Below are 13179 nucleotides of genomic sequence, written 5' to 3'. Positions count from 1 at the left end.
CTATACAAGTGCATGCATGCCTCGGTCAACCTTGAATGCCTCCACCCATTCTTTTTTTACTTCCTTTTTTAGAATAAGATCCCGAATCATTTGCCCGGTCGCTGGAGCAAGCAGAATTCCGTTCCGAAAATGTCCGGTTGCAAATAAAATTCCCTCCTGGTCAGGGTGATGCCCGATAAAAGGGTTCTGGTCTAATGTCTGCGGGCGAAGACCTGCCCAGAAAGATTCGACCTTCATCCCGGTAACAGCAGGTAGCATGGTCTTCGCCTTTGCAATCAGTGATTCTATCCCTGCCAGAGTTGGATTTTCACTCCAGTCATCTTCAACCATGGTCGCCCCGATGACGAGCCTGCCATCATTTCTTGTAACGATGTAGCAATGATCATGGAATAACGTATGTTTCAGTGTGATCCTTTCATCATAAACGGACAGGCACTCCCCTTTGACAGGAACAAGCTGGTGTTGTAAACCAAGCTGGGTGAAAAAAGAGCTGCTCCACACACCATTTGCCACTACGACTAATTGTGATTCCAAGTTTCCTGAGGTTGTTTTTGTTACATAAGTGCTGTCTTTCTTCTGGATATCCAATACATGCGTATATTCCAGAATGGTTGCACCCAGCGTTTGAGCGCTTTTACTAAAGCCGCGGCATACAGAAGCAGGCAATACGTGTACATCGTCCCGAATATATGCAGCCCCGATAATATCTGGGGATACAGTCGCTTCCTGTTTTCTTACCTCTTCAGCCTCGTACCATTCAACAGTAGGCAAGGAAAGAGCTGACTTTAGCTGATTTTTTTCAGATTCGGAATAGACGAGCTTAAAAATGCCGCCCTGTTGCATTTCGATGTCGATTCCACTAAGCTCCTTGATTTCTTCCTGAAGCCTGGGATATTCCAGTTGACTGCTCCTTGCAAAAGGATAAAATATTTCATGGTCATTATCGGTTTCTGAATGGGCACCAAGCATTCCGGCAGCGGCACTGGTTGCCCTGCTTCCAATTTGCCGGCTTTCCAATACGGCAACGTCTATCTTTTCTTTGGCTAAATAATAGGCAATTGAGCATCCAATAATGCCACCGCCAATGACTACTACATCAAATTTGGTTTTTTTCATCGTTTACCTCCTTACAAGTTTCATAGTATAGCCGTGCTGAAACTAATGGATTTTTTGAAGAAAAAATTCCCGACATCACAGCAATTCCATCTGCATTGGTTTGTTGCAACGTTTTTACCCGCTCTGTTGTTATCCCTCCGATTGCATAAACCGGAATTCTAAGGTCCCTTTTTAAATCTATAATTTTATTCAATCCATTGGCAGGCTTGCCCTTTTTGCTGTTCGTCTCAAAACAGTGGCCATATAATACATAATTCGCTCCATCGCTTTCGGCCTGCCTGGCTTCCTCGACGGAGTGGACAGAACGTCCAATCTTCAAATAAGGAAAACACTCTCTTACATCTTTGACAGGAAAGCCGTGTGCAGGCAAGTGAATATGGGGGATATTCATGAGCAATGCTGCATCCAACCGATCGTTTATGACGATTTTTTCTTTTTGGACACCTCCTTCTTCTAAAAGCTGAATCAGTGAAAGCAATTGCCGGCCACTTTTTGTTTTCTCGCGAATATGTACGTAATCGACACTATTTCTGATTGAAATAATCATCGAAGCCAGATCTTGAACAGAATGCGAATCATCGGTGATCGCAATTAATTTCATTGGCCGCCTCCTCTTCCTGAAAATGAAAAGTCCAAAAGAAAAACCACTCTCCGAAACTGGAAAGTGGTTTGTAATTTGTACGAAAAGTAAGCACAAATAAACAATGTGAGCCACTTCCCTCCGCAGGTTCGAACCTGTTCAGGTTATAAGGGTTTAAAAGTCACTACTTTATTCTCAGCCCATAATAACATGGGATCCCCTAGTGATAATTGAATTATGAAATAAAGTTAACACAAGATTCCAAATTATTCAATCACTTTAATTAAATTAGCTATTCCTTTTTTACCCGAAGTTCATATATAATGTAAATATAATTGAATAGAAATAACTAGGGGTGTCCAATCAGTTGGGCTGAGAGAGAAACACGTTGAAGTTTCTTGACCCTCGGGACCTGATCTGGTTCATACCAGCGTGGGGAAGTTAGAACAATCATCAATGCAATACTACTTCTGCATACCAATTAGCCGGGTCCAACCATTCATGGGCCCGGCTTTTCATGTACTTCTATATGCTTTCCCACTTGTTATGTACTGAATCTCGTCCTTACCATTCAAAAGAGGAGAGATGTATTATGTCAACGTCTTCATTAAACGAACAAAACATTTCCATCATGTCCAGTCTTCCTGGTAGTAAAAAAATCTATGTAACAGGTTCAAGACCCGATATCAAAGTTCCAATGCGTGAAATCGGGCTAAGTCCGACAAGCGGGACTTTTGGAGAAGAAGAAAATCCTCCCGTACGGGTCTATGATACAAGCGGCCCTTATACGGACCCTGATTACTCTGTTGATATTACCAAAGGCCTTCCTGCCCTTCGCAGTTCATGGATTCATGAAAGAGCCGATGTGGAAAAATATGCAGGCCGGGAAATCTTGCCTGAAGATAATGGGTATCGCAATGAAATAGATCCCCGTGCCAATCATAACCTGTTTCCTGGTTTAAAGCGGAAATTATTACGTGCCAAAAAAGGGAGAAATGTTACACAGCTTCATTATGCAAAAAAAGGAATCATCACGCCTGAAATGGAATTTATTGCACTAAGAGAAAATTTGAAACCTGAATTTGTCCGTGATGAAGTAGCAAAAGGCCGGGCGATTATTCCCTCTAATATTAACCACCCGGAAACAGAGCCGATGATTATTGGAAGAAATTTTCACGTCAAAATTAATGCGAATATTGGCAACTCTGCTGTTTCATCTTCCATCGAAGAAGAGGTTGAAAAAATGACATGGGCGACCCGCTGGGGTGCTGATACGATCATGGATTTATCAACTGGTAAAAACATTCATACAACCCGGGAATGGATTATCCGAAATTCATCAGTTCCTGTTGGCACAGTTCCCATCTATCAAGCACTTGAAAAAGTAAATGGTATTGCTGAAGATCTAACATGGGAGGTTTACCGGGATACGTTAATTGAACAAGCCGAGCAAGGTGTTGATTACTTCACGATTCATGCCGGTGTCCTTTTGCGATATGTTCCATTAACAGCAAAACGATTAACCGGGATTGTCTCACGAGGCGGTTCGATCATGGCCCAGTGGTGCTTATTTCACCATAAAGAAAGCTTTTTATATACTCATTTTGAAGAAATCTGTGAAATTATGAAATCGTATGATATCTCATTCTCTTTAGGGGACGGTTTACGTCCTGGGTCCATTGCGGATGCGAATGATGAAGCCCAATTTGCAGAATTGGAAACCCTTGGCGAACTCACAAAAATTGCTTGGGAGCATGATGTGCAGGTCATGGTGGAAGGACCAGGGCATGTGCCAATGCACCTCATTAAAGAAAACATGGACAAACAACTGGAGGTTTGCAAAGAAGCCCCATTTTATACACTCGGACCGCTTACAACAGATATTGCTCCCGGTTACGATCACATTACTTCGGCCATAGGTGCCGCGATGATTGGCTGGTATGGCACGGCGATGCTTTGTTACGTAACGCCAAAAGAACATTTAGGTTTACCAAATCGAGATGATGTTCGTGAAGGAGTGATTACGTATAAAATCGCTGCACATGCTGCTGATCTGGCAAAAGGACATCCAGAGGCGCAAAAACGGGATGATGCCTTATCTAAAGCCCGGTTTGAATTCCGGTGGAGAGACCAGTTCCATCTAGCTTTGGATCCTGAACGCGCATTGGAATATCATGATGAAACGTTACCCGCTGAAGGCGCCAAAACAGCCCACTTCTGTTCCATGTGCGGGCCGAAATTTTGCAGTATGAGAATCTCACATGATATCCGTACTTATGCTAAAGAAAACAAACTTGATACGGAAGCTGCGATTGAACAAGGGATGCAGGAAAAAGCGGAGCAGTTTAAGGAATCAGGCGGGAACATATATCAGTAACTTTCCAGGGAGGTCCGACTCAATTGAAAGAAATACAAAACCATCTTCCAGCAGCATGACTGATTTCTAAATTGATAAAAGTTCCATATATCCCCTACCTTCATTACCCTTAGAGGTAGGGGCCCTGCTGTATAGAAATAATAAAGTCGTTTAATTTTGTTCTTGAAAACATAAAGAATGAAAGTTTTCGGGTATCAAAAGAAAGCACCTTTGGAGGCGCTTTCCGATTTACTCCGTAATAGTGACTATTGAGCCGGCAGTCAATCTGTGAAAACAACCAAGTGATAGGCTTACATTTTGACGGAGGGATGGCTGAATATGTGAAAACCAAGGCAGTTTTTGTAAGGGAAATCCCCGATGATTTACCCCTTAAAATTGCCGCTTTAAGTGAACCTATGTCCATTGCTGTTCACGCAGTTGAAAGAGCTGGAGAAAATCGATAATCGACGCTTGCGATAGCCGTAGTTGTAAGCGCCACCGGTAATTTCTTCTAGTAAAAACTCTTTGAGGTCTCGTAAGATCGCAATAACAAGGTCTTTTTGCCTAGTATTATTTTTAAGCTTTTCATTTTCTTTTGATATTTGTTTGGGATCAAGATCAGGCTCGTCTCCATATTTGCCATTTTTATATTCACTACACCAACGGACCCGCCATATTAGGATTCAGTTCATATCTACGTGCCACTAATCTCTTATTTCCAGTCTCTCTGGCTTCTTTAACGACTTGTAGTTTGAATTCTTTTGAATGCTTTGTTTCATGATATCAGCCCTCCTTGGTACATTGAGCAGTATAGTACATATTACTCTTACTTTCCTAGATCAGATTAGGGCTTATGAGGGGTTTCCAAACTTTTGTTAATACTAGATTATTATAAAGTATCATTTTTACTGTATATATGTGTCGAAGTCTAATACTAGGAGGTTGAAAAATGAGACATATAAAACAAATTTTATTTCTATCCGTGTTACTTGTCGGATGCCTATTAAGCGGTACTTTTGCACATGCTGCTGGTTCAAATTCTGAATCTGATACTCTATTACCAGGAGTTGAAGAGTACAAGGTAGACGGGACAACCTATTACATGTACAAACCCGAAAACGTGAACGCGAATACCCCAATTTTGGTATCTGTGCACGGCATCAGCAGAAATGCAGATGAGCATGTTAACTTTTACGTACCTTACGCAAAAAAGATGGGATTTATCGTTGTATCCCCGCTTTTAGACGAATCTACATATCCTGACTATCAAACTCTGGAACAAGGTTCTGATAAAAAGCTAATAAGTATTATTGATGATGCGAAGGCTCAAACAGGTTCTAAGGTCAGCAAAATCAACTTGTCTGGTTCGTCTGGCGGGGCGCAGTTTGCCCATAGATTCATGATGCGTTATCCAGAAAAAGTTGAACGTCTTGCGGTTAGTGCAGCAGGATGGTACACGTTCCCTGACGCCAACAGGAATTATTGGCAAGGATTGAAATATTCATCCGAAGTAGGCACTATGAACCCTGCTGAATTTCTGAAAGTACCTTCTTTCGTAACCGTCGGTGAATTGGACAACGAAAATGAGCCAACGTATAACGACGATCGAGATATTACCGAACAACAAGGAGCAGGTCGTTATGAACGCGGGAAGAATTGGATTAAAGCCATGCAAACGGAATCTAAAAAGTACGGTTACAATACACCGTACCAGTTTGTAGGACTGCCGGGTGTTGGCCATGATTTCGGTGCAAAAAATATGATTGAACAAATTGTGAATTTTCACTTTCCACAAACAAAAACGGACGTTCCAAACACAACGGATGATTCAAGTGTAACGGACAGTCCAAAAGTAACGTACGGTTCAAACATCTTGAAAAATGGAAGTTTTGAAACAAACAGTATGACGAATTGGAAAGAATGGGTTCCAGAAGAACAATCAAGCAAGCTGAGAATTGAAAATTATAGCCCTTTCGAGGGGAAATATTACGCTGATATTTACTCAAGCAAACCTTATCAACAAAACATCCATCAAGACCTTACGAATGTAGAGAATGGCCGCTATGAGGTATCAGCATGGGTACGACAGAAGCAATCCACCCCTGTATCTTCTCGTATGGAGGTTTACGGTTACGGTGGAGAGCATGTGAACGTAAACATTGACCACCTTGACTTGTACACAAAAATATCAACAGAGGTCGATGTGAAAAACAACAAACTCGGTGTAGGCTTTTATGTTGATTCAAAGGGCGGCACCCGGTTAAAAATCGACAAAGTGGAAGTTAAAAAGATCCTTAAGCAATAGGATTATATATACATAGGAAGTAAAAATACCAGGATGATATCCTGGTATTTTTTTATTTATAAAATCAAAATTATAGGATTCGACATATAAACTCAATTGACAAATCATTATATATAGTTTATCGTGACATTAATTAAAAACGGAAGGGTGAACCAGTTACATGAAGTACTAATCCTATTTTCGAAAGCAATCAATTGAAGGCATTTTTGTATGGCAGATAAATATCCTGCTTTTTAGCAATGCCTTCAATCGGGGTTTTCAGAATAGGATTGGTTTTCTTTCGGGAAACCCAAAAGGATGCAGCCTATTTTTGGTGTGCATCTATGTCTCCTATTCTGAATGTAGATAGGAGGCATTTTTTTGTCTCCAGAATACTTGAAAAATGGGGATGATTACATGATGTTATTAGAAGCCAACAACTTAAAACTTTATGTAAAAGACCGATTATTAATAAATGTGACCAAATTACAAATCCAGAAACATGACCGGATCGGCTTAGTCGGTAGAAATGGAAGCGGAAAAACCACTTTATTAAAGGTTTTGGCTGGAAAGAAATTTCCTGAAGATGGAACCGTTACCACACTTGCAAAATGTGAACTCTTACCCCAGCTAAAACGAACTGATACAACAAAAAGCGGTGGAGAAGTGACACAGGAATACATTAATGAAGCAATTGCCAAGAATCCTGAAATCTTTTTTGCAGATGAACCAACAACAAATCTGGATACGGATCACATTGAATGGCTGGAAAAGAAACTGATGAAATGGCAGGGAGCGTTCATCATTGTCTCCCATGACCGAGCTTTACTGGATTCGCTTTGCGCGAAGATATGGGAAATCAGTGAAGGACATGTGAAAGAATATAAAGGCAACTATTCCGATTATGCAGCACAAAAAGAATTAGAGCATCATCAGCATGAAATGGTTTATGAAAATTATGAGAAAAAGAAAAAACAGCTAGAAGAAGCACTGATATTAAAAACAAAGAAAGCGGAAAGAGCGGCAAAGGCACCTAAAAAAACGAGTAATTCAGAAGCAAAAATAACTGGTGCCAAACCATATTTTGCAAAAAAGCAAAAGAAGCTTCAACAATCCGCTAAAGCTATTGAAACAAGATTAGGAAAACTGGAAAAAGTGGAAAAACCCAAAGAAGATACACCGATCAAGATGAATTTTCCGAATGAAGAAACCTTTAAGGGACGCTTTGTTCTTCGTGTAAAAGAAGTACCGGGAATGATTGGCAAGCGTGTTCTCTGGAGAAAAGCAAGTTTTAGTGTCCGCGGTGGTGACAAACTGGCTATTATCGGTCCAAATGGAAGCGGAAAAACCACTCTCGTGAAGAAAATCATTCAACCAGATGAGGGTATAGCCATTTCCCTATCCATGAAGATCGGCTATTTTAGCCAAAGTTTAAATATACTAAATACCGAAAAGTCAATTTTAGATAATGTCCGATCCACATCTATACAAAATGAAACATTCATTCGAACCATACTTGCAAGGCTGCACTTTTTTAGAGAGGATGTTTACAAGTCAATCGAAGTTTTGAGTGGCGGCGAGCGAGTAAAAGTAGCCCTGGCAAAATTAATGGTAAGCGACATTAATACGCTCATTTTAGATGAACCGACAACCTTTCTGGATACAGAAGCCGTTGAAGCATTGGAATCCCTTTTAAAACAATATGAGGGAACGGTCATCTTTGTCTCTCATGACCGGCGCTTGATCGAAAATATTGCAACCCGGATTTTAGCGATTAATCATAAGGAAATTGAACTGTTTGAAGGAACATATGATGAATATAAACATCACGAACCACAAGAAAAGCGAAATTTCAAGGAAGATAAACGGCTTATCTTAGAAACGAAAATATCCGAAATACTGAGCCGCCTTAGTATCGAGTCATCAGATGAACTAGAAATGGAGTTTCAGAAACTGTTAGCAGAAAAACGGAAATTAGATAATCATTAATAAAGTAAGCGGCAGAATCAATCTGCCGTTTCTTAATGTGGTGTATAAACTTTCTGTTTTCATCCCATTTATAAATAAAATACTTGATACGCCTGGAAAATGATTTGCCACCAGTCTGCGCCACTTGCCTTTAACGCCTCAATCACTCCTTCATCCATCTCCTCGAAGGATTCGGAGTATGCCTTGATTAGATCGTTAACAGTATCAGGGTGACGATTGTAAATTGCTTGATCACAGACGCTTTATTTAAGGCTTTCACTTTTATGGATTTTGTACCGTTCAAATGGATTTCATTCTACGGGTCAGCAGAAACCGTTTTCGTCATAAATCGTCTTCATATAACCGTTCTCAATTAGCGCATGGATAATATGCTGCTTATAAACCCTGTACCTCCTTCGGCAAACTTCATTACCTGTTCCCAGCTAATGTTGTAGCCCGCTGCAATCAGTTTATTCACCATGATGATTAGATGCTTGATGGCGTTTTTTAAAAGAGGATTGTAAAGCCTCTCAATTGCCGGGTGGGAGGGTTTGTGTCGGTTGTTAAACACAAAGAGGCCAGCTTAGCTGGCCTTTTGACTATTTCTGTTATTAGACTCCCATTTTTCTGCGGGTATTACTCGGTTTCTTCGTCATCTGGCTCTTTAGTGTCTTAGTATTCTTTACAAGGCCGTTTTCCTGTTTACCTTGTGCCTGCTCCTGCTTTTGGGCCAATTTTTGTTTGACCGCATCAGCCAGGCTTAATTTCTTATTTTCTGACATATGAATTCCTCCTTTCGCAGAAAAAATTATAAAAAAGCAAATATACTCTAATAAGATTTCTGTATTTCATCAGACAGTTTAGGAAGGGAAACGTCAAGCAAGCGGGGCTATTATCTAAGCTCATGTACTTGTTGTTCCAAATAAATGCTCGATACAGGTGCCCCAATACTGTTAGAGAGATGTTCCTACCCAAGATCTCCCTTGATTGCACTAGCCATCTGTCAGCATGACTACCTTTTTTTCATTATGCATGTGAATCATGCCAAAATCAATATAACCGATGATCCCTGCACTTCCCCCAGACATATCTTAACCAATGTGGTATACCATAAATCATCACAGATTTTTATGCCACTTTTGAAATCCTCATCGCATCACATTAAAGTAAGTTGACCATAACTTTGATTATTGAACCTACTTGTATACTATTATAACAAATTTTCTTCTCCCTATCCAAATCAAAATGAAATATCGATTCCTCCCCGTAATCACCCTCAAGTCTCAGTCCTTTATCAATAAATCCAGCCTTAATATACAAATTCATCGCTGGGATATTTGTATGATGAACCGTTAATATAATCTCATCTTTATCAGGGAAATTTAGTTTTATTATTTCAGGCAATAATCTTAAGGTTTTAAGCGCATGCCCCTTTTTTTTGATAGCGAGAATCAATCGAGAACGATTTAAGAAGTATAGCATGCTCGTTACTTGTGCAATTATTACCCTTTTTATAAATATATAAGGCAAAGCAGCCTATCAAATTATCACCAAAATATATTACAAAGGGCTGGTTATATCTATCCTTCTTAAATGCTTCAATAATATTTACAGGTAAAGAAGTATAAATAGCTTGTTGTTCAGTTAAACAGTATGTGCTGATTGCTGAATAATCGTTTTCTTATGCTTTTTTATAGATTAGCCCTCCTAATGATTTTACACCTAGCATACCTCCACTTGCCCAATAAAAACTTATTAGCGCAAAAAGAAAACACCAAATGGATCCGGCATAGACATAAAGCTTTTTGCTTTGAATCATTTTTATCACTACCTTACTTATTATTGGGCAAATATGAAACTCTGACCTAATGTGATTTAATCTTTAGTATTGATTATTGCTAGTACCTGATGATCTTCCCATTTTCCGTTTATCATAACTTTTTTTTAGCTATTCCTTCTTTATGAAAACTTGATTTTTCTAACACGTTACTCTATCATTTGATTCTTCGATATAACCCTTCAATTCCAGAAGGAATTGTCTAGCCTTTACCAGAGTGATGTAACCATTCTCCATTTAAACAGTAACATTTCGCACAACTAAAGCACTCGTTAGTTGACAAATACACACTTTCTCTTCTTTTGCATTATTCGTGTACTTCGAAATAAACAAAAACACGAGCGAAAGTAGTCGCTCGTGTTTGTAATTCAAGATGGATAATTAATTTTACCCGTTTCAACTAACTGTTTTAACCCTTCAAACATATAACCCCAACCTTGTTCGGTTTGACTATTATATTCATCACGTGCTTTTTCAATGTCTTCCTCAGTCCAACCTTCTTCGTAAGGAACGACAATCACTTGTGTGAAGGTCATCTCGCAGCCATTTTCAAAAGGTTTAATATCAACCGTAATTCTGTCCTCCGTATCACTGAATTGAGGCATTTTAAATGTGAAAACTATTTTACGCGGTGGGTCAACTTCCATGTACTTACCAACTGCCCTGTAATCTTTCTCTTCTCTATGGTCGACAATTTCCCAAGTGCCACCGACGTGAGGATCATTTTTTGCCACTTTATTTGTTGATTCCATTGTAAAAAACCACTTTCTCATCATTTCTGGGTTTAGCCAAGCTTCAAATACTCTTTCCGCAGTGACATCAAAACGACGAGTCATAGTAAGAGTTGTTGTTGATGTGTTAATCATTTTTTATCATCCTTTACTAAATATTTTAATTATAAAATTGTTACTAATAATCTAATGTTCCTCCTTTTTTGCTCTATTTAACTCACGTTCAAGAACGTCAAATTGTCTGTTCCAAAAACGTTCATAAAAACGAAGCCATTCTGTAGCAGCTGATAACGATTCAGGATTAAGACGACATATATGCGTTCGCCCTTTCATAGTCTTTTCAAGTAATCCTGCCCGTTCTAAAACTTTGATATGTTTAGAAATAGCTGCTTTTTCTTAACATTATTGTTTTGTGTCATAATGCATTCTCCCTTCTTTTTAAATGATTATCGCCTTCGGAATAGATAGTATGTGTGCCGAATTAAACGGATTGTTAATTCTTAAATTCTCCAACCTTATACTTATCTCCTTCTTGGGGTACATTTAGCCCACATTCGGCAGGTCCCAAGTCAGAAAATTTGAATTTCTATGAAGGGTTTTTTCCTTTTCTCTCGAAACCATTCTTAACGAATGAAAGGTGAGGAGAAATCCGATGAAACAACCTGATCAGATCTTAACACTTTCTGCTGGACCGTCGCAGTTGATTTCGGCTATTTGTGACGAAATCGGCTTTGAAGAAACCATCAATGGGCAGCTTGACTGGGACAAAGAACGATGTCATTTATCACCAGGCGCTCGAATAAAAGCCTTAGTCATTAACATTCTTTGTGATCGGGAACCCCTTTACCATATTCATCACTTTTTTAAAGAACAAGATGTGGAGATGTTGTTTGGTTCTGATGTGAAAGCGGATGATTTAAACGAATATTCCATCGGGCGTGCACTCGATGCCCTGCATCGGGCCCATCCATGGAAAGTATATTCGACGTTATCCATCTCGACTTGCCGTAAACTTGGGTTACCGCTAGGCAGGCGTCTATGGGGAGTACGAGAAAACAAACGAGACCTCAGAAAAAACAACGAGGACCTTGACATCACCTACGGATACAGTAAACAACACCGCCCCGATTTAAAACAGATTGTACTTGGCATGAGTGTTACACCCGAACGTATTCCGGTCTTAGCGAATGTAGAAAACGGAAATATGGATGACAAAGCTGGAATCTCACATTCATTCAAAAACTTCGCGAGATTCTTTCTAAAGAAGAATGGGATCATCTCATTTATCAAGCAGATTCAGCCCTGATTACGACGGAGAACTTGCGTAAAATACGGGGGATCTCCCCTTTATTTCTCGTCTTCCCAAAACCTTCAAAATAAGTCATGCATTAAAAGAAGAAGCTTGGAAGAATGGCGAGTGGCAAGAAGTCGGGCAGTTGAAGCCGCAAAAAAAAGGCAGCTTCCTATAAGATCCAGTCCTTTACAGAAGAACTGGATGAGTATCCATATCGTTTCGTTATGGTCTATTCCGACAAGTTGAATGAACAAAAAGATCAAACATTCCAGCGTAACTTGGAAAAAGAACGAATCACACTCGAAAAAGCGATGAAGAAATTTGAAAACACGGTCTACCACTGTGAAGCCGATGCCCAAGAAGCATGGGGAACGTTTCAAAAAGCCTATACCAGCCATTATTTTCGCTATTCATTCCACATTCTACCTGAAAAGCAAATCGAAAAACGAACAAATAGAGGGCGGCCAAAAAAAGAGGATCCTTGGACTGGCGGGCTATGATCTTTCCATCTATGTGTCGAAACAGGAAGAAAAAACAGCGAATTAACCCCAAAACGGGAGAGGTATCAATAGGTAATGTCGAAAAAAAGAGAACTTTTAAGAAGAAAGTCGATAATAAAAGAAAAAGGAACAAGAATTAATTTTCAAAAAAAATGCACCTAGGGAAATTGGCAGAAGTTTGCCTCCTAGGTGCGGAATGTGGGATTTAGGAATATGAGGATTTACAACGTTAAGGAAATCACAATATTAAAATCCCAATTCCTCAGCATTAAAATTGAGAAATTGGGATTTTTTCGTTGCTCCATAAAAACGTCCGTTTATTGAAGAAGAATGTTAAACGACTTTATTGTCACTCAATATAAGACACTCTAACGCCACCTAATCGTTAGCTTTATTGTTTTTCCCCCTCATAATTTCTCTTATGAAAAGAATTAAAAATACAATATATGAACAAGTGGTAATAGTACTTAGCCAAGATAAATTTAGTAAAAAGTTATTTATGAGATCTAATAC

Annotated in this window: 11 protein-coding genes, 2 pseudogenes and 2 riboswitches; of the genes and pseudogenes, 6 read left to right on the top strand and 7 right to left on the bottom strand. The window is 39.4% G+C overall.

Annotated elements, in window-relative coordinates; genetic code table 11:
* Both thiO and tenI read right to left on the bottom strand, forming a co-directional pair.
* The gene (thiO, locus tag ELQ35_RS11170) at positions 1-1116 is read right to left on the bottom strand and encodes a glycine oxidase ThiO (protein ID WP_126864911.1); all 1116 of its coding nucleotides are present in this window, start codon (positions 1114-1116) and stop codon (positions 1-3) included.
* Complete coding sequence (gene tenI / locus ELQ35_RS11165; RefSeq protein ID WP_126864910.1) at positions 1097-1717, bottom strand: thiazole tautomerase TenI; 621 nt, start codon at positions 1715-1717, stop codon at positions 1097-1099. Before tenI ends, thiO begins: the two co-directional genes overlap by 20 nt.
* Before the next feature lie 98 nt (positions 1718-1815).
* A riboswitch (TPP riboswitch) is annotated at positions 1816-1928 on the bottom strand.
* Between the two features lie 109 nt (positions 1929-2037).
* A riboswitch (TPP riboswitch) is annotated at positions 2038-2152 on the top strand.
* 136 nt (positions 2153-2288) lie between these two features.
* Here tenI and thiC point away from each other — a divergent pair.
* The 4 genes from thiC (at position 2289) to ELQ35_RS11145 (ending at position 8325) form a co-directional block, all read left to right on the top strand.
* On the top strand, positions 2289-4073 hold the full coding sequence (gene thiC / locus ELQ35_RS11160; protein WP_126864909.1) for a phosphomethylpyrimidine synthase ThiC: 1785 nt from the start codon (positions 2289-2291) through the stop codon (positions 4071-4073).
* A gap of 308 nt (positions 4074-4381) precedes the next feature.
* Positions 4382-4516, top strand: a complete 135-nt coding sequence (locus ELQ35_RS23450) for a hypothetical protein (protein ID WP_281278122.1) — start codon at positions 4382-4384, stop codon at positions 4514-4516.
* 485 nt (positions 4517-5001) lie between these two features.
* Entirely contained in the window at positions 5002-6357 is a 1356-nt protein-coding gene (locus ELQ35_RS11150; protein ID WP_126864908.1) for a carbohydrate binding domain-containing protein, read from the top strand.
* A 396-nt stretch (positions 6358-6753) separates the two neighbouring features.
* A complete protein-coding gene (locus ELQ35_RS11145; RefSeq protein ID WP_126864959.1) occupies positions 6754-8325 on the top strand; it encodes a Vga family ABC-F type ribosomal protection protein in 1572 nt (523 codons plus the stop codon).
* Positions 8326-8414: 89 nt separating this feature from the next.
* Here ELQ35_RS11145 and ELQ35_RS23100 read toward each other — a convergent pair.
* The 5 genes and pseudogenes from ELQ35_RS23100 to ELQ35_RS11120 all read right to left on the bottom strand — a co-directional run.
* A pseudogene (locus ELQ35_RS23100) lies at positions 8415-8528 on the bottom strand (phosphonate ABC transporter permease); the annotation flags it as partial.
* A gap of 149 nt (positions 8529-8677) precedes the next feature.
* Entirely contained in the window at positions 8678-8875 is a 198-nt protein-coding gene (locus ELQ35_RS11135) for a hypothetical protein (RefSeq protein WP_126864907.1), read from the bottom strand.
* 40 nt (positions 8876-8915) lie between these two features.
* Positions 8916-9086 carry a hypothetical protein gene (locus ELQ35_RS22600; protein ID WP_185861733.1) on the bottom strand — a complete coding sequence of 57 codons (171 nt, stop codon included), beginning with the start codon at positions 9084-9086 and terminating at the stop codon, positions 8916-8918.
* 1093 nt (positions 9087-10179) lie between these two features.
* A pseudogene (locus ELQ35_RS23095) lies at positions 10180-10289 on the bottom strand (GNAT family N-acetyltransferase); the annotation flags it as partial.
* A 220-nt stretch (positions 10290-10509) separates the two neighbouring features.
* Positions 10510-11007 (bottom strand): SRPBCC family protein, encoded by a 498-nt coding sequence (locus tag ELQ35_RS11120; protein ID WP_126864906.1) that lies wholly within the window; start codon positions 11005-11007, stop codon positions 10510-10512.
* Between the two features lie 517 nt (positions 11008-11524).
* On the opposite strand from ELQ35_RS11120, the gene ELQ35_RS11110 reads away from it, so the two are divergent.
* Together ELQ35_RS11110 and ELQ35_RS11105 are read left to right on the top strand one after the other, a co-directional pair.
* Positions 11525-12178: a DUF4277 domain-containing protein gene (locus tag ELQ35_RS11110; RefSeq protein ID WP_126864905.1), complete on the top strand. Its 654-nt coding sequence runs from the start codon at positions 11525-11527 to the stop codon at positions 12176-12178.
* 230 nt (positions 12179-12408) lie between these two features.
* A complete protein-coding gene (locus ELQ35_RS11105) occupies positions 12409-12666 on the top strand; it encodes a hypothetical protein (protein WP_126864904.1) in 258 nt (85 codons plus the stop codon).
* Positions 12667-13179 lie beyond the last annotated feature (513 nt).

This window comes from Peribacillus cavernae, from assembly GCF_003989135.1.
Lineage (GTDB): Bacteria > Bacillota > Bacilli > Bacillales > DSM-1321 > Peribacillus > Peribacillus cavernae.
The sequence above is the reverse complement of the archived record's forward strand: the minus strand, read 5'-3'. Positions and strand labels throughout refer to the sequence as shown.

Excerpts from the sequence above, each read along its gene's own strand:
- ELQ35_RS11145 (WP_126864959.1), top strand. The coding sequence starts at position 6,754 with ATGATGTTATTAGAAGCCAACAACTTAAAACTTTATGTAAAAGACCGA.
- ELQ35_RS22600 (WP_185861733.1), bottom strand. The coding sequence starts at position 9,086 with ATGTCAGAAAATAAGAAATTAAGCCTGGCTGATGCGGTCAAACAAAAA.
- ELQ35_RS11150 (WP_126864908.1), top strand. The coding sequence starts at position 5,002 with ATGAGACATATAAAACAAATTTTATTTCTATCCGTGTTACTTGTCGGA.
- tenI (WP_126864910.1), bottom strand. The coding sequence starts at position 1,717 with ATGAAATTAATTGCGATCACCGATGATTCGCATTCTGTTCAAGATCTG.
- thiC (WP_126864909.1), top strand. The coding sequence starts at position 2,289 with ATGTCAACGTCTTCATTAAACGAACAAAACATTTCCATCATGTCCAGT.
- thiO (WP_126864911.1), bottom strand. The coding sequence starts at position 1,116 with ATGAAAAAAACCAAATTTGATGTAGTAGTCATTGGCGGTGGCATTATT.
- ELQ35_RS11120 (WP_126864906.1), bottom strand. The coding sequence starts at position 11,007 with ATGATTAACACATCAACAACAACTCTTACTATGACTCGTCGTTTTGAT.
- ELQ35_RS23450 (WP_281278122.1), top strand. The coding sequence starts at position 4,382 with ATGGCTGAATATGTGAAAACCAAGGCAGTTTTTGTAAGGGAAATCCCC.
- ELQ35_RS11110 (WP_126864905.1), top strand. The coding sequence starts at position 11,525 with ATGAAACAACCTGATCAGATCTTAACACTTTCTGCTGGACCGTCGCAG.